This window comes from Pseudomonas tohonis (assembly GCF_012767755.2).
Lineage (GTDB): Bacteria > Pseudomonadota > Gammaproteobacteria > Pseudomonadales > Pseudomonadaceae > Metapseudomonas > Metapseudomonas tohonis.
Window position 1 is genome coordinate 881,457 of the sequence record NZ_AP023189.1, and the last position, 20,083, is coordinate 901,539.

33 protein-coding genes are annotated in these 20,083 nt (G+C 58.5%); all 33 read left to right on the top strand.

Annotation, left to right across the window (positions count from 1 at the left end):
• Positions 1-149 precede the first annotated feature (149 nt).
• A complete protein-coding gene (gene rpsL / locus HSX14_RS04025) occupies positions 150-521 on the top strand; it encodes a 30S ribosomal protein S12 (protein WP_021217014.1) in 372 nt (123 codons plus the stop codon).
• A 110-nt stretch (positions 522-631) separates the two neighbouring features.
• The gene (gene rpsG, locus HSX14_RS04030) at positions 632-1,102 is read left to right on the top strand and encodes a 30S ribosomal protein S7 (protein ID WP_111261961.1); all 471 of its coding nucleotides are present in this window, start codon (positions 632-634) and stop codon (positions 1,100-1,102) included.
• A gap of 30 nt (positions 1,103-1,132) precedes the next feature.
• Complete coding sequence (fusA, locus tag HSX14_RS04035; protein WP_111261960.1) at positions 1,133-3,262, top strand: elongation factor G; 2,130 nt, start codon at positions 1,133-1,135, stop codon at positions 3,260-3,262.
• Positions 3,263-3,292: 30 nt separating this feature from the next.
• Complete coding sequence (gene tuf / locus HSX14_RS04040; RefSeq protein ID WP_175384238.1) at positions 3,293-4,486, top strand: elongation factor Tu; 1,194 nt, start codon at positions 3,293-3,295, stop codon at positions 4,484-4,486.
• Between the two features lie 155 nt (positions 4,487-4,641).
• A complete protein-coding gene (gene rpsJ, locus HSX14_RS04045; protein ID WP_003243886.1) occupies positions 4,642-4,953 on the top strand; it encodes a 30S ribosomal protein S10 in 312 nt (103 codons plus the stop codon).
• Positions 4,954-5,038: 85 nt separating this feature from the next.
• The gene (rplC, locus tag HSX14_RS04050) at positions 5,039-5,674 is read left to right on the top strand and encodes a 50S ribosomal protein L3 (RefSeq protein WP_173178830.1); all 636 of its coding nucleotides are present in this window, start codon (positions 5,039-5,041) and stop codon (positions 5,672-5,674) included.
• A 14-nt stretch (positions 5,675-5,688) separates the two neighbouring features.
• On the top strand, positions 5,689-6,291 hold the full coding sequence (gene rplD, locus HSX14_RS04055; RefSeq protein ID WP_111261958.1) for a 50S ribosomal protein L4: 603 nt from the start codon (positions 5,689-5,691) through the stop codon (positions 6,289-6,291).
• A complete protein-coding gene (rplW, locus tag HSX14_RS04060) occupies positions 6,288-6,587 on the top strand; it encodes a 50S ribosomal protein L23 (protein WP_021219593.1) in 300 nt (99 codons plus the stop codon). Before rplD ends, rplW begins: the two co-directional genes overlap by 4 nt.
• A gap of 11 nt (positions 6,588-6,598) precedes the next feature.
• On the top strand, positions 6,599-7,420 hold the full coding sequence (gene rplB / locus HSX14_RS04065) for a 50S ribosomal protein L2 (protein ID WP_111261957.1): 822 nt from the start codon (positions 6,599-6,601) through the stop codon (positions 7,418-7,420).
• Between the two features lie 14 nt (positions 7,421-7,434).
• Positions 7,435-7,710 carry a 30S ribosomal protein S19 gene (gene rpsS / locus HSX14_RS04070; protein WP_016490535.1) on the top strand — a complete coding sequence of 92 codons (276 nt, stop codon included), beginning with the start codon at positions 7,435-7,437 and terminating at the stop codon, positions 7,708-7,710.
• Between the two features lie 13 nt (positions 7,711-7,723).
• The gene (gene rplV / locus HSX14_RS04075; RefSeq protein ID WP_007161246.1) at positions 7,724-8,056 is read left to right on the top strand and encodes a 50S ribosomal protein L22; all 333 of its coding nucleotides are present in this window, start codon (positions 7,724-7,726) and stop codon (positions 8,054-8,056) included.
• Positions 8,057-8,069: 13 nt separating this feature from the next.
• Positions 8,070-8,756, top strand: coding sequence for a 30S ribosomal protein S3 (rpsC, locus tag HSX14_RS04080; protein ID WP_016490536.1), 687 nt, complete (start codon positions 8,070-8,072; stop codon positions 8,754-8,756).
• Between the two features lie 12 nt (positions 8,757-8,768).
• Positions 8,769-9,182: a 50S ribosomal protein L16 gene (rplP, locus tag HSX14_RS04085; protein WP_111261956.1), complete on the top strand. Its 414-nt coding sequence runs from the start codon at positions 8,769-8,771 to the stop codon at positions 9,180-9,182.
• On the top strand, positions 9,182-9,373 hold the full coding sequence (rpmC, locus tag HSX14_RS04090) for a 50S ribosomal protein L29 (protein ID WP_016490538.1): 192 nt from the start codon (positions 9,182-9,184) through the stop codon (positions 9,371-9,373). Before rplP ends, rpmC begins: the two co-directional genes overlap by 1 nt.
• Positions 9,374-9,375: 2 nt before the next feature.
• Entirely contained in the window at positions 9,376-9,642 is a 267-nt protein-coding gene (gene rpsQ / locus HSX14_RS04095) for a 30S ribosomal protein S17 (protein WP_021219597.1), read from the top strand.
• A 22-nt stretch (positions 9,643-9,664) separates the two neighbouring features.
• Positions 9,665-10,033: a 50S ribosomal protein L14 gene (gene rplN, locus HSX14_RS04100; protein WP_003448734.1), complete on the top strand. Its 369-nt coding sequence runs from the start codon at positions 9,665-9,667 to the stop codon at positions 10,031-10,033.
• A gap of 12 nt (positions 10,034-10,045) precedes the next feature.
• Positions 10,046-10,360 carry a 50S ribosomal protein L24 gene (rplX, locus tag HSX14_RS04105; protein ID WP_021219598.1) on the top strand — a complete coding sequence of 105 codons (315 nt, stop codon included), beginning with the start codon at positions 10,046-10,048 and terminating at the stop codon, positions 10,358-10,360.
• A 20-nt stretch (positions 10,361-10,380) separates the two neighbouring features.
• Complete coding sequence (gene rplE, locus HSX14_RS04110; protein WP_021219599.1) at positions 10,381-10,920, top strand: 50S ribosomal protein L5; 540 nt, start codon at positions 10,381-10,383, stop codon at positions 10,918-10,920.
• A 13-nt stretch (positions 10,921-10,933) separates the two neighbouring features.
• The gene (gene rpsN / locus HSX14_RS04115; protein ID WP_111261954.1) at positions 10,934-11,239 is read left to right on the top strand and encodes a 30S ribosomal protein S14; all 306 of its coding nucleotides are present in this window, start codon (positions 10,934-10,936) and stop codon (positions 11,237-11,239) included.
• 194 nt (positions 11,240-11,433) lie between these two features.
• Complete coding sequence (rpsH, locus tag HSX14_RS04120; protein ID WP_111261953.1) at positions 11,434-11,826, top strand: 30S ribosomal protein S8; 393 nt, start codon at positions 11,434-11,436, stop codon at positions 11,824-11,826.
• A 12-nt stretch (positions 11,827-11,838) separates the two neighbouring features.
• Entirely contained in the window at positions 11,839-12,372 is a 534-nt protein-coding gene (gene rplF, locus HSX14_RS04125) for a 50S ribosomal protein L6 (RefSeq protein ID WP_021219602.1), read from the top strand.
• 10 nt (positions 12,373-12,382) lie between these two features.
• Complete coding sequence (rplR, locus tag HSX14_RS04130; protein ID WP_021219603.1) at positions 12,383-12,733, top strand: 50S ribosomal protein L18; 351 nt, start codon at positions 12,383-12,385, stop codon at positions 12,731-12,733.
• A gap of 3 nt (positions 12,734-12,736) precedes the next feature.
• Entirely contained in the window at positions 12,737-13,237 is a 501-nt protein-coding gene (gene rpsE, locus HSX14_RS04135; RefSeq protein WP_111261952.1) for a 30S ribosomal protein S5, read from the top strand.
• Positions 13,238-13,239: 2 nt separating this feature from the next.
• Positions 13,240-13,416, top strand: coding sequence for a 50S ribosomal protein L30 (gene rpmD / locus HSX14_RS04140; protein ID WP_016490545.1), 177 nt, complete (start codon positions 13,240-13,242; stop codon positions 13,414-13,416).
• A gap of 3 nt (positions 13,417-13,419) precedes the next feature.
• Complete coding sequence (gene rplO / locus HSX14_RS04145; RefSeq protein ID WP_173178831.1) at positions 13,420-13,854, top strand: 50S ribosomal protein L15; 435 nt, start codon at positions 13,420-13,422, stop codon at positions 13,852-13,854.
• Entirely contained in the window at positions 13,855-15,183 is a 1,329-nt protein-coding gene (secY, locus tag HSX14_RS04150; protein WP_111261950.1) for a preprotein translocase subunit SecY, read from the top strand.
• A 30-nt stretch (positions 15,184-15,213) separates the two neighbouring features.
• Positions 15,214-15,330: a 50S ribosomal protein L36 gene (gene rpmJ, locus HSX14_RS04155; protein WP_014854209.1), complete on the top strand. Its 117-nt coding sequence runs from the start codon at positions 15,214-15,216 to the stop codon at positions 15,328-15,330.
• Between the two features lie 133 nt (positions 15,331-15,463).
• On the top strand, positions 15,464-15,820 hold the full coding sequence (rpsM, locus tag HSX14_RS04160) for a 30S ribosomal protein S13 (RefSeq protein WP_111261949.1): 357 nt from the start codon (positions 15,464-15,466) through the stop codon (positions 15,818-15,820).
• 30 nt (positions 15,821-15,850) lie between these two features.
• Complete coding sequence (gene rpsK / locus HSX14_RS04165; RefSeq protein WP_003093689.1) at positions 15,851-16,240, top strand: 30S ribosomal protein S11; 390 nt, start codon at positions 15,851-15,853, stop codon at positions 16,238-16,240.
• A gap of 16 nt (positions 16,241-16,256) precedes the next feature.
• Positions 16,257-16,877, top strand: coding sequence for a 30S ribosomal protein S4 (gene rpsD / locus HSX14_RS04170; protein WP_111261948.1), 621 nt, complete (start codon positions 16,257-16,259; stop codon positions 16,875-16,877).
• Between the two features lie 22 nt (positions 16,878-16,899).
• A complete protein-coding gene (locus tag HSX14_RS04175) occupies positions 16,900-17,901 on the top strand; it encodes a DNA-directed RNA polymerase subunit alpha (RefSeq protein ID WP_021219610.1) in 1,002 nt (333 codons plus the stop codon).
• Positions 17,902-17,943: 42 nt separating this feature from the next.
• On the top strand, positions 17,944-18,333 hold the full coding sequence (rplQ, locus tag HSX14_RS04180) for a 50S ribosomal protein L17 (protein ID WP_021219611.1): 390 nt from the start codon (positions 17,944-17,946) through the stop codon (positions 18,331-18,333).
• Positions 18,334-18,578: 245 nt separating this feature from the next.
• Positions 18,579-20,027: a catalase gene (locus HSX14_RS04185; protein ID WP_173178832.1), complete on the top strand. Its 1,449-nt coding sequence runs from the start codon at positions 18,579-18,581 to the stop codon at positions 20,025-20,027.
• Positions 20,028-20,083: the final 56 nt, after the last annotated feature.

The following is a 20,083-nucleotide window of genomic DNA, read 5'->3' on the forward strand; positions in this document are numbered from 1 at the left end:
AGCCCCGGCCGACTTCTGTCGCCCGGGGCTTTGTCTTGACTGGGGGAATTAGTCTCTTTAGACTCATGCACCCCTAAATTTGGCAGGGCATGCGCTCTGCCATTTTGCTTTAGGGCAATAGCGTCGAAAGACAACAGTGGAGCTTATAGATGGCAACTATCAACCAGCTGGTACGTCAGCCGCGCAAGCGTATCGTCGAAAAATCCGACGTTCCTGCGCTGCAGAACTGCCCGCAGCGTCGTGGCGTGTGCACTCGCGTGTACACCACCACGCCGAAAAAACCGAACTCCGCACTCCGTAAGGTTTGCCGTGTTCGCCTGACCAACGGTTTTGAAGTCACCTCCTACATCGGTGGTGAAGGTCACAACCTGCAGGAGCACAGCGTAGTGCTGATCCGTGGCGGTCGTGTAAAAGACCTTCCGGGTGTTCGCTACCACACCGTTCGCGGTTCTCTGGACACCACTGGTGTCAAAGACCGTAAGCAGGGCCGTTCCAAGTACGGTACCAAGCGTCCGAAGTAATTCGGTCCGCTCACTGATTTTCAATTTTATTGAGTCGATAAGAGTAAGGTCGGGCGTAACCGAATGGTTATGGTTCCGGGCTAACCTGAAGACCGTTTGAGGGCTTATCAATGCCAAGACGTCGTGTAGCAGCCAAGCGTGAGATCCTGGACGATCCGAAATACGGAAGCCAGATCCTCGCCAAGTTCATGAACCACGTGATGGAAAGCGGCAAGAAGGCCGTAGCCGAGCGCATCGTTTACGGTGCTCTGGATACCGTCAAATCCCGCAAGAACGCCGATCCCCTGGAGATCTTCGAGAAAGCTCTCGACGCCATCGCTCCGCTGGTCGAAGTCAAGTCCCGCCGTGTAGGCGGTGCTACCTACCAGGTTCCGGTCGAAGTTCGTCCGTCCCGTCGCAATGCGCTGGCCATGCGCTGGCTGGTGGACTCCGCGCGCAAGCGTGGCGAGAAGTCCATGGCCCTGCGCCTCGCTGGCGAGCTGCTGGATGCCTTCGATGGCAAAGGCGCTGCTGTCAAGAAGCGTGAAGACGTGCACCGTATGGCCGAAGCCAACAAGGCGTTCTCGCACTACCGCTTCTAATTACGGCATCCATTCTTTCGCGAGGGCTTTATGGCTCGTAATACAGCAATTAACCGCTACCGGAACATTGGTATCTGTGCCCACGTAGACGCGGGCAAGACCACCACTACCGAGCGGATCCTGTTCTACACAGGTCTCAGCCACAAGATGGGTGAGGTGCACGACGGTGCAGCCACTACCGACTGGATGGTGCAGGAGCAGGAGCGTGGTATCACCATTACCTCCGCTGCCATCACCACCTTCTGGGAAGGCTCCCGTGGTCAGTACGACAAGTACCGCGTAAACGTCATCGACACCCCCGGCCACGTAGACTTCACCATTGAAGTTGAGCGCTCCCTGCGCGTGCTGGACGGTGCTGTCGTGGTGTTCTGCGGTACTTCCGGCGTTGAGCCGCAGTCCGAAACCGTATGGCGTCAGGCCAACAAGTACGGTGTTCCGCGTATCGTCTACGTGAACAAGATGGACCGCGCTGGCGCCAACTTCCTGCGCGTCGTCGGCCAGATCAAGAACCGTCTGGGTCACACCCCGGTTCCGGTTCAACTGGCCATCGGTGCTGAAGATGACTTCCAGGGTCAGATCGACCTCCTGAAAATGAAGGCCATCTACTGGAACGAAGACGACAAGGGCACCTCCTACCGCGAGGAAGAGATTCCTGCGGAGCTGGTCGACCTGGCCAACGAGTGGCGCAACAACATGGTCGAGGCTGCTGCCGAAGCCAACGAAGAGCTGATGAACAAGTACCTGGAAGAGGGTGAGCTGACGATCGAAGAGATCAAGGCCGGCCTGCGTCAGCGTACTATCGCCTGCGAAATCGTTCCGGCTGTCTGCGGTTCCTCCTTCAAGAACAAGGGCGTGCCCCTGGTTCTCGACGCCGTTATCGACTTCCTGCCGGCTCCGACCGAGATCCCTGCGATCAAGGGTGTGCATCCGGACAGCACCGATGACAACGAGATCCATGACGAGCGTCCTGCGGACGACAGCGCTCCGTTCTCCGCTCTTGCGTTCAAGATCGCTACCGACCCGTTCGTAGGTACCCTGACCTTCGTTCGCGTCTACTCGGGCGTTCTGGAGTCGGGCCAGTCGGTCATCAACTCCGTGAAAGGCAAGAAAGAGCGCGTTGGTCGTATGGTGCAGATGCACGCGAACCAGCGTGACGAGATCAAGGAAGTGCGCGCTGGCGACATCGCGGCCCTGATCGGCATGAAGGACGTCACCACCGGTGACACTCTGTGCGACATCGACAAGCCGATCATCCTCGAGCGCATGGACTTCCCGGAGCCGGTAATCTCGGTGGCTGTTGAGCCGAAGACCAAGGCTGACCAGGAGAAGATGGGTATCGCCCTCGGCAAACTGGCCCAGGAAGACCCGTCGTTCCGCGTCAAGACCGACGAAGAAACCGGCCAGACCATCATCTCCGGTATGGGTGAGCTGCACCTGGACATCCTCGTCGACCGCATGAAGCGCGAGTTCGGCGTCGAGGCCAACATCGGCAAGCCGCAGGTTTCCTACCGTGAAACCATCACCAAGGACAACGTCGAGATCGAAGGCAAGTTCGTTCGTCAGTCCGGTGGTCGTGGTCAGTTCGGTCACTGCTGGATCCGTTTCTCGGCTGCCGATGTGGACGAGAAGGGCAACATCACCGAAGGTCTGGTGTTCACCAACGAAGTCGTGGGTGGTGTGGTTCCGAAGGAATACATCCCGGCGATCCAGAAGGGCATCGAAGAGCAGATGAAGAACGGCGTTGTCGCCGGCTACCCGCTCATCGGCCTGAAGGCTTCCGTGTTCGATGGTTCGTACCACGACGTCGACTCCAACGAGATGGCGTTCAAGATCGCTGCCTCCATGGCGACCAAGCAGCTGGCCCAGAAGGGCGGCGGTAAAGTGCTTGAGCCGATCATGAAGGTAGAGGTGGTAACTCCTGAGGATTACATGGGCGACGTGATGGGTGACCTGAACCGTCGTCGTGGCCTGATTCAGGGGATGGAAGACTCGGTTTCCGGTAAGGTTATCCGTGCAGAAGTTCCGCTGGGCGAGATGTTCGGTTATGCAACCGACGTACGTTCCATGTCTCAGGGTCGCGCTAGCTACTCCATGGAATTCGCAAAATACGCCGAAGCTCCGTCGAACGTCGTCGAAGCGCTGGTTAAAAAACAAGGTTGATTCAGCCCTTTAAGTAAGAGGTTTACTGTCGTGGCTAAGGAAAAATTCGAACGTAACAAACCGCACGTCAACGTCGGCACCATTGGTCACGTAGACCATGGCAAGACCACCCTGACTGCTGCTCTGACCAAAGTCTGCTCCGAGACCTGGGGTGGTTCTGCTCGCGCTTTCGACCAGATCGACAACGCGCCGGAAGAGAAAGCTCGCGGTATCACCATCAACACCTCCCACGTTGAGTACGACTCCGCTGTCCGTCACTACGCTCACGTTGACTGCCCCGGTCACGCTGACTACGTGAAGAACATGATCACCGGTGCTGCTCAGATGGACGGCGCTATCCTGGTTTGCTCCGCTGCTGACGGCCCCATGCCGCAGACTCGCGAGCACATCCTGCTGTCCCGTCAGGTAGGCGTTCCCTACATCGTCGTGTTCCTGAACAAGGCCGACATGGTTGACGACGCCGAGCTGCTGGAGCTGGTCGAAATGGAAGTTCGCGATCTGCTGAACACCTACGACTTCCCGGGCGACGACACCCCGATCGTTATCGGTTCCGCGCTGATGGCGCTGGAAGGCAAAGACGACAACGAAATCGGCGTCTCCGCTGTTCGCAAGCTGGTAGAGACCCTGGACTCCTACATTCCGGAGCCGGTTCGTGCCATCGACCAGCCGTTCCTGATGCCGATCGAAGACGTGTTCTCCATCTCCGGCCGCGGCACCGTGGTTACCGGTCGTGTTGAGCGCGGTATCGTCAAGGTCCAGGAAGAAGTGGAAATCGTTGGTATCCGTGATACCAGCAAGACCATCTGCACCGGCGTTGAAATGTTCCGCAAGCTGCTCGACGAAGGTCGTGCTGGTGAGAACGTTGGTATCCTGCTGCGCGGCACCAAGCGTGACGACGTAGAGCGTGGCCAGGTTCTGGCCAAGCCGGGCACCATCAAGCCGCACACCAAGTTCGAGTGCGAAGTGTACGTTCTGTCCAAGGAAGAAGGTGGTCGTCACACCCCGTTCTTCAAGGGCTACCGTCCGCAGTTCTACTTCCGTACCACTGACGTGACCGGTAACTGCGAACTGCCGGAAGGCGTTGAGATGGTAATGCCGGGCGACAACATCAAGATGGTTGTCACCCTGATCGCTCCGATCGCCATGGAAGACGGTCTGCGTTTCGCGATTCGCGAAGGCGGTCGTACCGTTGGCGCCGGCGTGGTTGCCAAGATCATCGAGTAATCGAAGATCCTGACGAGAGAAGGGGCCCTTAGGGGCCCCTTTTCTTTTGGCTGGTCAAAAGTTGACACCCTTCCGGTGCATCCGTACAATCACGCCTCCTTTTAACGGGCGTAGTCCGTCCGTTGGGGAAAGCAGAGATAGAGTCTGAGGTCAAAATGCAAAACCAACAAATCCGTATTCGGTTGAAGGCTTTTGACCATCGCCTGATCGATCAATCCACCCAGGAAATCGTGGAAACCGCGAAACGTACTGGTGCTCAGGTGCGTGGTCCTATTCCTCTGCCTACTCGCAAAGAGCGGTACACCGTTCTGATCTCCCCGCACGTCAACAAAGACGCGCGCGATCAGTACGAAATCCGTACCCATAAGCGTGTCCTGGACATCGTCCAGCCGACGGATAAAACCGTCGATGCGCTGATGAAGCTCGACCTTGCGGCAGGCGTGGAAGTGCAGATCAGCCTCGGCTAATAACCTTCGGGTTCTTAGTCGTGTAACGCTCTGAAATGGGCGGCCATAGCGGGTGAAAGCCCCGTACACTCATGAGGTTTACAACATGACTATTGGTGTAGTCGGTCGTAAGTGCGGCATGACCCGCATTTTCACCGAAGAAGGTGTCTCCATTCCGGTCACGGTCATTGAGATCGAGCCGAATCGCGTCACCCAGTTCAAGACTGAAGAAAGCGATGGTTATCGTGCAGTGCAAGTCACTGTCGGTGAGCGTCGTGCTTCGCGTGTGACTGCCGCTCAGGCTGGTCACTTCGCCAAGGCTAACGTTGCCGCTGGTCGCAGTGTCTGGGAATTCCGTCTCGAAGAGGGCGAATACCAGGCTGGCGATCAGATCACTGCCGAGGTTTTCCAGGCTGGTCAGCTGGTTGACGTTACCGGTCAGTCGAAAGGTAAAGGCTACGCCGGCACCATCAAGCGCTGGAATTTCCGTGGTCAAGACAATACCCACGGTAACTCCGTTTCCCACCGCGCCCCGGGCTCCATTGGCCAGTGCCAGACTCCTGGTCGTGTCTTCAAGGGCAAGAAAATGTCCGGTCACCTCGGCGCTGAGCGAGTGACTGTGCAGTCCCTGGAAGTTGTGCGTGTCGATGCAGAACGTAATCTGCTGCTGGTAAAAGGTGCCGTTCCCGGCGCTACCGGTGGTGATGTCGTTGTGCGTCCGGCTGCCAAGGCTCGTGGTTAAGAGGGGAAGCTGAGATGCAATTGAATGTAAATGGCGCTCAGGCTATCGAAGTCGACGAGCGTACCTTTGGTGGCGAGTTCAACGAGACCCTGGTTCACCAGGCTGTCGTCGCCTATATGGCTGGCGGTCGTCAGGGCACTCGTGCGCAGAAGACTCGCTCCGAAGTATCCGGTGGTGGCAAGAAGCCCTGGCGTCAGAAGGGCACCGGTCGTGCTCGTGCTGGCACCATCCGTAGCCCCATCTGGCGTTCCGGTGGTACCACTTTCGCCGCCAAGCCGCAGGATCACTCCCAGAAGCTCAACAAGAAGATGTATCGCGCTGCTCTGCGCTCCATCCTCTCCGAGCTGGTCCGTCAGGATCGTCTGGTCGTGGTTGCCGACTTCGCAGTCGAGGCGCCGAAAACCAAGGATCTGCTGGGCAAGCTGAACGGCCTGGGCCTGACCGACGTCCTCATCGTTTCCGATGATGTCGATCAGAACCTGTATCTGGCTGCTCGCAACCTGCCGCATGTCGATGTCCGTGACGTGCAAGGTTCCGACCCGGTAAGCCTGATCGCCTACGACAAGGTGTTGATCACCGTGTCCGCCGTGAAGAAATTCGAGGAGCTGCTGGGATGAACCAGGAACGCGTATTCAAGGTGCTGGTTGGCCCGCACATCTCCGAGAAGGCTACCGTGCTGGCAGATGGCAAAAGCCAATTCGTTTTTAAGGTTGCCACCGATGCAACCAAGCTGGAAATCAAGAAGGCCGTAGAAAGCCTGTTCAGCGTGAAGGTAGAAGCCGTCCGCACTGTCAACGTACAGGGCAAGACCAAGCGTACCGCTCGCGGCCTGGGCAAGCGCAACGACTGGAAAAAGGCGTACATCGCCCTCCAGCCGGGTCAAGATCTCGATTTCGCCAGCAGCGCTGAGTAAAGGGGTGCATCATGGCAATCGTTAAATGCAAACCGACTTCCGCTGGCCGCCGTTTCGTGGTCAAGGTTGTCAACCAGGAGCTGCACAAGGGTGCTCCCTACGCGCCGCTGGTTGAGAAGAAGTCGAAGACCGGTGGTCGTAACAACAACGGCCGCATCACCACTCGCCACATCGGCGGTGGTCACAAGCAGCACTATCGTCTGGTCGATTTCCGTCGCAACAAGGATGGCATCCCTGCCACCGTCGAGCGTATCGAATACGACCCGAACCGCACTGCTCACATCGCTCTGCTGAAATATGCCGACGGCGAACGTCGCTACATCATCGCGCCGAAAGGCGTGAGCGCTGGCGACCAGCTGATTTCCGGCGCTCACGCTCCGATCAAGGCTGGTAACGCTCTGCAGCTGCGCAACATCCCGGTTGGTAGCACCGTTCACGGTGTTGAGCTGAAGCCGGGCAAAGGTGCTCAGATCGCTCGTTCCGCTGGTGCTTCCGCCCAGCTGGTCGCTCGTGAAGGTGCCTACGTGACCCTGCGTCTTCGCTCCGGCGAAATGCGCAAGGTACTGGCTGAATGCCGTGCGACCCTGGGCGAGGTCTCGAACTCCGAGCACAGCCTGCGTTCGCTGGGTAAAGCTGGTGCCAAGCGCTGGCGTGGCGTTCGCCCGACCGTTCGTGGTGTTGCCATGAACCCGGTCGACCACCCGCATGGTGGTGGTGAAGGTCGTACCTCTGGTGGTCGTCATCCGGTGTCTCCGTGGGGCTTCCCGACCAAGGGCGCGAAGACCCGTGCGAACAAACGCACCGACAATATGATTGTCCGTCGCCGTAAATAATCGAGGATACGACAGTGCCGCGTTCTCTGAAAAAAGGTCCTTTTATCGATCTTCACCTACTGAAGAAGATCGAAGTGGCGGTGGAAAAGAACGATCGCAAGCCGGTGAAAACCTGGTCGCGCCGTTCCATCGTTCTGCCGCAGATGGTCGGTCTGACCATCGCTGTACACAATGGTCGTCAACACGTCCCCGTTCTCGTGAACGAAGACATGGTCGGTCACAAACTGGGCGAGTTCGCCGCTACCCGCACCTACCGCGGGCATGCTGCTGACAAGAAAGCCAAGCGTTAAGGGGTAAGGAACGATGGAAGTAGCCGCTAAGCTGTCGGGCGCTCGAATCTCCGCCCAGAAAGCCCGCTTGGTCGCCGACCAGATCCGCGGGAAGAAGGTGGGCGAAGCGCTCAACCTGTTGACCTTCAGCAGCAAGAAAGCCGCTGAGATCATGAAGAAGGTGCTCGAATCGGCCGTGGCCAACGCCGAGCACAACGAAGGCGCCGACGTGGATGATCTCAAGGTCTCCACCGTTTTCGTCAACGAAGGGCGTTCGCTGAAGCGCATCATGCCGCGTGCCAAAGGCCGTGCTGATCGCATCGTCAAGCGGTCTTGCCATATCACTGTCAAGGTTGCGGACAAGTAACGGAGTCGATCAGATGGGTCAGAAAGTACATCCCACTGGCATTCGCCTGGGAATCGTCAAGGAGCACACCTCCGTCTGGTACGCAGATAAGCGCACTTATGCCGATTATCTGTTTGCCGACCTGAAGGTTCGTGAGTACCTCCAAGACAAACTAAAAAGCGCGTCCGTAAGCCGTATCGATATTCATCGTCCGGCTCAAACCGCACGCATCACCATCCACACCGCTCGTCCCGGCATCGTGATCGGCAAGAAAGGTGAAGATGTTGAGAAGCTGCGTCAGGACCTGACCAAGCAAATGGGTGTGCCGGTGCACATCAACATCGAAGAGATCCGCAAGCCGGAGCTCGACGGTATGCTGGTTGCGCAGAGCGTAGCTCAGCAGCTGGAGCGTCGCGTTATGTTCCGTCGCGCCATGAAGCGCGCTGTACAGAACGCCATGCGCATTGGTGCCAAAGGCATCAAGATCCAGGTAAGCGGTCGTCTTGGCGGTGCTGAAATCGCCCGTACCGAATGGTACCGCGAAGGTCGTGTGCCCCTGCACACCCTGCGTGCCGATATCGACTATGCAACCTACGAAGCGCACACCACCTACGGTGTGATCGGTGTGAAGGTTTGGATCTTCAAAGGCGAGGTCATTGGTGGCCGCCAGGAAGAGCTGAAGCCCCAAGCGCCCGCTCCTCGTAAAAAAGCTGCTAAGTAAGGAGTACGCAAAATGCTGCAACCCAAGCGTACAAAATTCCGCAAGCAGATGACTGGTCACAACCGTGGCCTGGCTCAGCGCGGTAGCAAGGTCAGCTTCGGCGAATTCGCCCTGAAAGCTGTCGCTCGCGGTCGTCTCACCGCTCGCCAGATCGAGGCTGCACGTCGTGCCCTCACTCGTCACGTGAAGCGTGGCGGCAAGATCTGGATCCGTGTGTTCCCCGACAAGCCTGTCACCAAGAAGCCCCTCGAAGTTCGTATGGGTAAAGGGAAGGGCGGCGTCGAGTACTGGGTAGCCCAGATTCAACCGGGCAAGGTCCTGTACGAGATCGAGGGTGTTTCCGAAGAGCTGGCGCGTGAGGCATTCGCCCTGGCTGCTGCAAAGCTGCCGCTCGCCACCTCCTTTGTTAAGCGGACGGTGATGTGATGAAAGCGAATGAACTTCGTGAAAAATCCGTACAGCAGCTGAACGAGCAACTGCTCGGCCTGCTGCGCGACCAGTTCAACCTGCGTATGCAGAAAGCAACTGGCCAGCTGGGGCAGTCTCACCTGCTCTCGCAAGTGAAGCGCGACATCGCTCGCGTCAAGACTGTGCTGAACCAGCAGGCAGGTAAGTAATCATGGCTGAAGCTCAGAAAACTGTCCGTACGCTGACCGGTCGTGTCGTCAGCGACAAGATGGACAAAACCATCACCGTCCTGATCGAGCGCCGCGTAAAGCACCCGATCTACGGTAAATACGTGAAGCGCTCGACCAAGCTGCATGCTCACGACGAAACCAACCAGTGCCGCATCGGCGACAAGGTCACCATCCGCGAGACCCGTCCGCTGGCCAAGACCAAGTCCTGGGCACTGGTGGAAGTCGTAGAACGTGCCGTGGAAGTCTAAGGACTAAGGGTCGGAGAAAGATATGATTCAGACTCAATCCATGCTCGACGTCGCTGACAACAGCGGTGCTCGTCGCGTTATGTGCATCAAGGTCCTGGGTGGTTCGCACCGTCGTTATGCCGGTATCGGCGACATCATCAAGGTCACCGTCAAGGAAGCGATTCCGCGCGGTAAAGTGAAGAAAGGCCAGGTAATGACTGCTGTCGTGGTCCGTACCAAGCACGGCGTTCGCCGTCCTGATGGCTCGATCATCCGCTTCGATGGCAACGCTGCTGTTCTGCTGAACAACAAGCAAGAGCCGATCGGTACCCGCATCTTCGGGCCCGTGACCCGTGAACTTCGTTCCGAGAAGTTCATGAAGATCGTCTCGCTCGCCCCCGAAGTGCTGTAAGGAGAAGCCGTCATGCAAAAGATTCGTCGTGACGACGAGATCATCGTCATCGCCGGCAAAGACAAGGGCAAGCGTGGCAAGGTGCTCAAGGTTCTCACTGACGACCGTCTGGTCGTTGGTGGGATCAACCTGGTGAAGCGCCACACCAAGCCGAACCCCATGTCCGGTGTACAGGGCGGTATCGTCGAGAAGGAGGCGCCTCTGCACGTCTCCAACGTCGCCATCTTCAATGCTGAAACCAACAAGGCTGACCGCGTTGGTTTCAAAGTCGAAGACGGTAAGAAAATTCGTGTCTTCAAGTCGACCCAAAAAGCGGTTGATGCTTGAGCACTGCTAGGTAGAAGACCATGGCACGACTAAAAGAGATTTACCGGAAAGAAATCGCGCCCAAGCTGAAAGAAGAGCTTCAGCTTTCCAACGTGATGGAAGTTCCGCGCATTACCAAGATCACCCTGAACATGGGGCTGGGCGAAGCGATCGGTGACAAGAAAGTCATCGAGCACGCTGTAGCTGATCTTGAGAAGATCACTGGTCAGAAGGTCGTCGTGACCTACGCCAAGAAATCCGTAGCGGGCTTCAAAGTCCGTGAAGGTTGGCCGATCGGTGTCAAGGTGACCCTGCGTCGCGATCGTATGTACGAATTCCTGGATCGCCTGCTGGCTATCTCCCTGCCCCGCGTGCGTGACTTCCGCGGTCTGAATGCCAAGTCCTTCGATGGTCGTGGCAACTACAGTATGGGCGTGAAAGAGCAGATCATCTTCCCGGAAATCGATTACGACAAGATCGATGCGCTGCGTGGCCTGGATATCACCCTGACCACCACTGCCCGTAACGATGATGAAGGTCGTGCCCTGTTGCGCGCCTTCAACTTCCCGTTCCGCAACTGATTGGAGTAGGAACATGGCCAAACAGAGCATGAAAAACCGTGAGCTGAAGCGTCAGCAAACGGTTGCTAAGTTCGCTAAGAAGCGCGCTGAGCTGAAAGCTATCATTGCCAACCCCAACTCCACTCCGGAAGCGCGTTGGGAAGCTCAGGTAGCTCTGCAGAAGCAGCCCCGTGACGCCAGCGCCTCGCGCCTGCGTAACCGCTGCCGCATCACCGGTCGTCCGCACGGTGTGTACCGCAAGTTCGGCCTCGGCCGTAACAAGCTGCGCGAAGCCGCCATGCGCGGTGACGTTCCCGGCCTGGTCAAGGCCAGCTGGTAATGTCGCTGTGGGTGTCGGGGCGCAAGCTCCGACATCCGCCGAGTGGTATCAAATCAAGCCCCTTTTGGGGCTTGATTCGTTTTTGATCCGTCTCTAGAATATTCGGCTCGCCGGAGTCAGGCCTTAATTCGCCTGCGCTCTGTCGCGATTCTAGTCGCAAGGCTATTTCTTTTGTATTTAGGAGCAACTAGCCCATGAGTATGCAGGACCCGTTAGCGGACATGCTAACTCGTATCCGTAATGCCCAGATGGCTGAAAAGTCTGTCGTAAGCATGCCGTCCTCCAAACTGAAGGTGGCGGTAGCCAGCGTTCTCAAGAACGAAGGTTACATCTCGGGATACCAGATCAGCAGCGATATCAAACCTCTGCTGTCCATCGAGCTGAAGTACTTCGAAGGCCGTCCGGTCATCGAGGAACTCAAGCGCGTAAGTCGTCCTGGCCTGCGCCAGTACAAATCCGTCGATCAGCTGCCGAAAGTTCGTGGCGGCCTGGGCGTATCGATCGTTTCCACCAACAAAGGTGTGATGACTGATCGTGCTGCTCGCGCTGCTGGCGTTGGTGGCGAAGTGCTTTGCACTGTGTTCTAAGGGGGGATAAGCATGTCTCGCGTTGCTAAGAACCCCGTCAAGCTGCCCGCTGGCGTCGAAATCAAGATCGCCGGTCAGCAGCTCTCGGTGAAGGGTGCCAAGGGCGCTCTCGAACTGAACGTGCACCCGTCCGTGGAAGTGCTGCAGGAAGCTGGTGAGCTGCGTTTCGCTGCTCGCAACGGCGACCAGCAGAACCGTGCCATGGCCGGTACCACCCGTGCGCTGGTCAACAACATGGTAGTTGGCGTCAGCCAAGGCTTCGAGCGCAAGCTCCAGCTGGTAGGCGTTGGCTACAAGGCGCAAGCCAAAGGTCAAGTGCTGTCCCTGGCTCTCGGCTTCTCGCACCCGGTGGATTACGAACTGCCGCAAGGCGTTACCGCCGAAACCCCCAGCCAGACCGATATCCTGATCAAGGGTATCGACAAGCAGCTGGTTGGTCAGGTGGCGGCCGAAATTCGCGACTTCCGTCCGCCGGAGCCTTACAAAGGCAAGGGTGTGCGTTACGCCGACGAAGTCGTCCGTCGTAAAGAAGCTAAGAAGAAGTAGGGCATAGCAAATGAGCGTAAAGAAAGAAACTCGTCTGCGTCGCGCTCGCAAGGCACGCCTGAAAATGCGCGAGCTGGAAACCGTACGCCTCTGCGTGTATCGCTCTTCCCAGCACATCTACGCCCAGGTCATTTCGGCCGACGGCGCCAAGGTTCTGGCCACTGCCTCGACCCTGGACAAAGAACTGCGTGACGGCGCCACCGGCAACGTCGACGCCGCCAAGAAGGTTGGTCAGCTGGTTGCCGAGCGTGCGAAAGCAGCTGGTGTCACTCAGGTGGCGTTCGATCGTTCTGGCTTCAAGTACCACGGCCGCGTCAAGGCGCTGGCTGATGCTGCTCGTGAAGGCGGGCTGGAGTTCTAAGTTATGGCAAATAACGAGCAAAAGCGCGACGAAGGCTACATCGAGAAGCTGGTCCAGGTTAACCGTGTTGCCAAGACCGTAAAGGGCGGCCGTATCTTCACCTTCACCGCGCTGACCGTGGTGGGTGACGGTAAAGGTCGTGTTGGTTTCGGTCGTGGCAAGTCCCGCGAAGTGCCGGCTGCTATCCAGAAAGCGATGGAAGCCGCTCGCCGCAACATGATCCAGGTAGACCTGAACGGTTCGACCCTGCAGTACCCCGTCAAGTCCGCCCATGGCGCCTCCAAGGTGTACATGCAGCCGGCTTCCGAAGGTACCGGTATCATCGCCGGCGGCGCCATGCGTGCCGTTCTGGAAGTGGCTGGTGTGCAGAACGTTCTGGCCAAATGCTATGGCTCGACCAATCCGGTGAACGTGGTTTACGCCACCTTCAAGGGTCTGAAGAACATGCAGTCCCCGGAGTCCGTTGCAGCCAAGCGTGGTAAGAGCGTCGAGGAGATTCTCTAATCATGGCAACTGTCAAAGTAACGCTGATCAAGAGCGTTAACGGCCGTCTGGCTAACCACAAAGCTTGCGTCAAGGGCCTCGGCCTGCGTCGCATTGGTCACACCGTCGAAGTTCAGGACACCCCTGAAAATCGCGGCATGATCAACAAGGCTTACTACCTTCTGCGCGTCGAGGGTTAATCCATGAAACTGAACGATCTGCGTTCCGCGCCGGGTGCCCGTCGCGAGAAGCACCGTCCGGGCCGTGGTATCGGCAGCGGCTTGGGCAAGACTGGTGGCCGTGGTCACAAAGGTCAGACCTCCCGCTCCGGTGGCACCATCGCTCCGGGCTTCGAGGGCGGCCAGCAGCCGCTGCATCGTCGTCTGCCGAAGTTCGGCTTCGTTTCCCTGAAGGCCATGGATCGCGCAGAAGTGCGCACTTCCGAGCTGGCCAAGGTTGAAGGCGATGTCGTCACTCTGCAGTCGCTGAAGGATGCCAACGTGATTAACCAGAACGTACAGCGTGTGAAAATCATGCTGTCGGGCGACGTTGCTCGCGCGGTCACCCTGAAAGGTATCGCCGCCACCAAGGGTGCGCGTGCGGCTATCGAAGCAGCTGGCGGTAAGTTCGAGGACTAAATGGCTAAGCAAGGTGCTCTCTCCGCGCTCAGCAATGGCGGGTTATCCGAGCTCTGGGCTCGACTGCGTTTCCTGTTCCTGGCGATCATCGTCTACCGGATTGGCGCGCACATTCCAGTGCCCGGGATAAACCCAGACCGGCTGGCCGAGCTGTTCCGGCAGAACGAGGGGACCATTCTTAGCCTGTTCAACATGTTTTCCGGCGGCGCGCTGGAGCGCATGAGCATTTTTGCACTGGGGATCATGCCGTACATCTCGGCGTCGATCATCATGCAGCTCATGACCGCTATCAGCCCGCAGCTGGAGCAGTTGAAGAAGGAAGGTGAAGCTGGCCGTCGCAAGATCAGCCAGTACACCCGCTACGGCACTGTAGTCCTGGCGCTGGTGCAGGCAGTCGGCATGTCCGTCGGCCTCGCCAGTCAGGGCGTCGCATTCTCGACTGATTTCGGCTTCTACTTCGTGGCCGTCACCACCTTCGTGGCTGGTGCGATGTTCATGATGTGGCTGGGCGAGCAGATCACGGAGCGCGGTGTTGGCAACGGTATCTCGATGCTGATCTTTGCAGGCATCGTTGCCGGTCTTCCGAGAGCGATCGGGCAGTCTTTCGAGTCTGCACGCCAGGGCGATATCAACATCTTCGCCCTCGTCGCCATCGGTTTGCTGGCGGTAGCGATCATCGGTTTCGTGGTGTTCATTGAGCGTGGCCAGCGTCGCATCGCGGTGCACTACGCCAAGCGTCAGCAGGGCCGCAAGGTCTTCGCTGCGCAGACCAGCCACCTGCCGCTCAAGGTGAACATGGCGGGCGTGATCCCGGCCATCTTCGCCAGCAGCATCCTGCTGTTCCCGGCGTCGCTGGGGGCATGGTTCGGTCAGTCCGATAAAATGGGCTGGCTCCAGGACCTTTCGCAGGCGATCGCCCCCGGTCAGCCCTTGAACATTCTGCTGTTTAGTGCAGGGATCGTTTTCTTCTGCTTCTTCTACACAGCGTTGATGTTCAATCCGAAAGACGTGGCGGAAAACCTGAAGAAGTCCGGTGCCTTTATTCCGGGTATCCGTCCTGGTGAGCAGTCCGCGCGCTATATCGATGGCGTACTGACCCGCTTGACCATGTTCGGTGCTCTGTACATGACGGCTGTTTGCCTGCTTCCGCAGTTCCTTGTGGTCGCAGCCAACGTACCGTTCTACCTTGGCGGGACCTCGTTGCTGATCGTTGTTGTGGTTGTCATGGACTTTATGGCCCAAGTGCAATCCCACCTCGTTTCGCACCAGTACGAATCCCTGATGAAGAAAGCCAACCTGAAGGGCTACGGCGGCGGAATGCTCCGCTGACCCGGTTCCGTAAGGTTCTAGGAGTTACTGATGAAAGTTCGTGCATCGGTGAAAAAGCTGTGCCGCAACTGCAAGATCGTTCGCCGCGAAGGTGTTGTTCGCGTGATCTGCAGCGCGGAACCGCGTCACAAACAGCGCCAAGGCTGAGTGTGATTCACGCGTTATGAGCCCGGCAGCTAGTGCGCTGCCGGGTTGATTATTCGTTTCTACAGCGTTAATATCGCGCGCCCTATTTCTTGGCTTCCGGGGCGTAGGTAGCTGTCAACTGGAGTTTCACTGAATGGCCCGTATTGCAGGCGTCAACATTCCAGATAACAAGCACACTGTTATCTCGCTGACCTACATCTACGGTGTTGGTCGCACCACTGCACAGAACATCTGTGCAACCACCGGGGTCAACCCGGCGGCAAAGATCAAGGATCTCTCTGACGAGCAGATCGAACAGCTGCGTGGCGAAGTCGCGAAGCTCACCACTGAAGGTGACCTGCGGCGCGAAATCAACATGAACATCAAGCGTCTGATGGACCTGGGTTGCTACCGCGGCCTGCGTCATCGTCGTGGCCTGCCTGTTCATGGCCAACGTACCAAGACCAACGCGCGTACCCGCAAGGGCCCGCGTAAGCCGATCCGCAAGTAATTGCGCCCGCGAATCGACAGGAACTAAGTCATGGCTAAGCCTGCTGCTCGTCCCCGTAAGAAAGTCAAAAAGACAGTGGTTGATGGGATCGCCCACATCCACGCGTCTTTCAACAACACCATCGTGACCATCACTGACCGCCAAGGTAACGCCCTGTCCTGGGCCACCTCCGGTGGTTCCGGTTTCCGCGGCTCCCGTAAAAGCACTCCGTTCGCTGCCCAGGTAGCTGCTGAGCGTGCTGGTCAAGCTGCCCTGGAATACGGCCTGAAGAACCTCGACGTCAACGTCAAGGGCCCGGGCCCGGGTCGCGAATCCGCTGTGCGTGCTCTGAACGCCTGCGGCTACAAGATTGCCAGCATCACCGACGTGACGCCCATCCCGCATAACGGGTGCCGTCCGCCGAAGAAGCGTCGCGTGTAATAGGAGACAGTGAGAAATGGCTCGTTACATTGGTCCCAAATGCAAACTGTCCCGTCGTGAAGGCACCGACCTCTTCCTGAAGAGTGGTGCTCGCGCGCTCGAATCCAAGTGCAACATCGAATCGGCTCCCGGCCAGCACGGCGCTCGTCGTGGTCGCCTGTCCGACTACGGCACCCAGCTGCGCGAGAAGCAGAAAGTGCGCCGTATCTACGGTGTCCTGGAGCGTCAGTTCAGCGGTTACTACAAAGAAGCTGCCAGCCGTAAGGGCGCTACCGGCGAGAACCTGCTGCAACTCCTCGAGTGCCGCCTGGACAACGTCGTGTACCGCATGGGCTTCGGTGCTACCCGCTCCGAGTCCCGTCAGCTGGTATCGCACAAAGCCATCAGCGTGAATGGTCAGACCGTCAACGTACCGTCTTTCCAAGTCAAGGCTGGTGACGTTGTTGCCATCCGCGAGAAGTCGAAGAATCAGCTGCGTATCGTTCAAGCCCTTGAACTGTGCGCCCAACGCGGTCGCGTTGAGTGGGTTGAAGTCGACGTCGAGAAGAAGTCCGGCGTTTTCAAAAGCGTTCCGGCACGTACTGATCTGTCCGCCGACATCAACGAAAACCTGATTGTCGAGCTCTACTCCAAGTAAGGGCTAGAAAATAGGTGCATCCATGCAGAGTTCGGTAAATGAGTTCCTGACCCCCCGCCACATTGATGTGCAGGTGGTCAGTCCGACCCGCGCCAAGATCACGCTCGAGCCTCTCGAGCGCGGTTTCGGCCATACCCTGGGCAACGCGCTGCGTCGCATCCTGTTGTCCTCCATGCCTGGCTGTGCAGTAGTCGAGGCCGAAATCGATGGCGTACTCCACGAGTACAGCGCCATCGAAGGTGTTCAGGAAGATGTCATCGAAATCCTGCTCAACCTGAAAGGTCTGGCTGTCAAGCTGCACGGTCGTGACGAAGTAACGCTGAACCTGGTCAAGAAAGGTTCGGGCGTGGTCACTGCTGCCGATATTCAGCTGGATCATGATGTCGAGATCGTCAATGGCGACCACGTGATCGCTAACCTGGCGGAAAACGGTGCACTGAACATGAAGCTCAAGGTGGCTCGTGGTCGCGGCTATGAGCCGGCTGACGCGCGCCAGAGCGATGAAGACGAGAGCCGCAGCATCGGTCGCTTGCAGCTCGACTCCTCGTTCAGCCCGGTCCGTCGCGTTGCCTACGTCGTGGAAAACGCCCGTGTCGAGCAGCGTACCAACCTGGACAAGCTGGTTATTGACCTGGAAACCAACGGTACCCTGGACCCCGAAGAGGCCATCCGTCGTGCCGCTACCATCCTGCAACAGCAGTTGGCAGCGTTCGTCGACCTCAAAGGTGACAGCGAGCCCGTAGTAGTCGAGCAGGAAGACGAGATCGATCCGATCCTGCTGCGCCCGGTTGATGATCTTGAGCTGACCGTACGTTCGGCCAACTGCCTGAAGGCGGAGAACATTTACTACATCGGTGATCTGATCCAGCGCACCGAAGTGGAACTGTTGAAGACTCCGAACCTGGGCAAGAAGTCCCTGACCGAGATCAAGGACGTCCTGGCCTCCCGTGGTCTGTCCCTCGGCATGCGCCTCGACAACTGGCCGCCGGCAAGTCTTAAGAAGGACGACAAGGCGACTGCCTGATCGTCGTAATCACCGAACGTGAGTTTGGTAAGGAATTGAACCATGCGTCATCGTAAAAGTGGCCGTCACCTCAGCCGCACCAGCGCACACCGCAAGGCCATGTTCCAGAACATGGCGGTATCGCTGTTCGAGCACGAACTGATCAAAACCACCCTGCCGAAAGCCAAGGAACTGCGCCGCGTTGCCGAGCCGCTGATCACCCTGGCCAAGGAAGACAGCGTTGCCAACCGTCGTCTGGCCTTCGACCGTACTCGTTCGAAAGCCATCGTTGGCAAACTGTTCAACGATCTGGGCAAGCGCTACGCCAACCGTCAGGGCGGCTACCTGCGCATCCTGAAGTGCGGCTTCCGCGCTGGCGACAACGCTCCGATGGCCTACGTTGAGCTGATCGACCGTCCGGTCGGCGGCGCAGCGGTAGAAGCTGCCGAGTAAGTCGTACGCTACAAGAAGAAACCGGGCCTAGTGCCCGGTTTTTTCGTTCAGGAGTCCGAGGTTTTTCGTTCTGAGCGAGTTGCCTGGTAGCGGCAGCCTTCCGGTACTTCATCGTTTCCGGCCTACGTGATCGAAAGATATTATCTATCGACCGTTTCCCTTTAATGCATTGGCTCTGTTCTTCCTCGTCCCTCATCCTCTCCCTCGTTGGCTCGCCGCGAAACTATCTGTTGAGGACGTTATAGATGAACAAGAAGACCTACCTGACCACCGCATCCGGTGCCCCCGTCGCCGATAACCAGAATTCCCGTTCCGCAGGTCCCCGTGGCCCGTTGCTGCTCGACGACTTCCACCTGATTGAGAAGCTTGCCCACTTCAACCGCGAGAACATCCCCGAGCGTCGCGTCCATGCCAAGGGCTCCGGCGCCTATGGCACCTTCACCGTCACCCGTGACATCACCCGCTACACCCGCGCCAAGCTGTTCGAGGCCGTCGGCAAGCAGACCCCGACCTTCCTGCGCTTCTCGACCGTGGGTGGCGAGCGCGGCTCGGCGGATACCGAACGCGACCCCCGCGGCTTCGCCCTGAAGTTCTACACCGAGGAAGGCAACTGGGACATCGTCGGCAACAACACGCCGGTGTTCTTCATCCGCGATCCGCTGAAATTCCCCGACTTCATCCACACCCAGAAGCGCCTCCCGCAAAGCAACCTCAAGAGCGCGCAAATGATGTGGGACTTCTGGTCGCACTCGCCCGAGGCGCTGCACCAGATCACCATCCTGTTCTCCGACCGCGGCATTCCGGACGGCTACCGTCACATGCACGGCTTCGGCAGCCACACCTACAGCCTGATCAACGCCCAGGGCGAGCGTCACTGGGTCAAGTGGCACTACAAGACCAAGCAAGGGATCAAGAACCTGGCCCCGGCCGAAGCGGCCCGCCTGGCCGGGACCGACCCCGATTACGCCCAGCGCGACCTCTTCAATGCGATCGAGCGCGGCGAGTTCCCCAAGTGGAGCGTGTGCGTCCAGATCATGAGCGAGGCCCAGGCCGAGGCTCATCATGAGAACCCCTTCGACGTCACCAAGACCTGGTCGCAAAAGGAATACCCGCTGATCGAAGTGGGCGAGCTCGAGCTCAACCGCAACCCGCTCAACTACTTCGCCGAGGTCGAGCAGGCCACCTTCGGCCCGAGCAACATGGTTCCCGGCGTCGGCCTGTCGCCGGACCGCATGCTGCAAGGCCGCGTATTCGCCTACGCCGATGCGCACCGCTACCGCGTGGGCACCAACCACCAGCAACTGCCGGTGAACGCGCCGCGCTCGCCGGTGAACAGCTACCAGCGCGATGGCGCCATGGCGTTCGGTAGCAACGGTGGCGCGGCGCCCAACTACGAGCCCAACAGCTACGCGAATGCGCCCAAGCAGGCGCCCGAGTACGCCGAGCCACCGTTGGTGCTGAGAGGTGCCGCTGCCCGTCACGACCACCGCGAGGACAGCGACTACTACAGCCATGCCGGTGCGCTGTTCCGCCTGATGAGTGCCGAGCAGAAGGCGTTGCTGATCAGCAACATCGCCGGCGCGATGGCCGGTGTCAGCGAGGATGTGGTGCAGCGCCAGCTGCAGTACTTCTTCAAGGCCGACGCGGCCTACGGCGAGGGCATCGCCAAGGCGCTGGGCGTCCAGCTCGGCTGACCGACGGCGGGCCTCCGATACGCAGGCCCGCTTCATCCAGGCATGAAAAAGCCCCG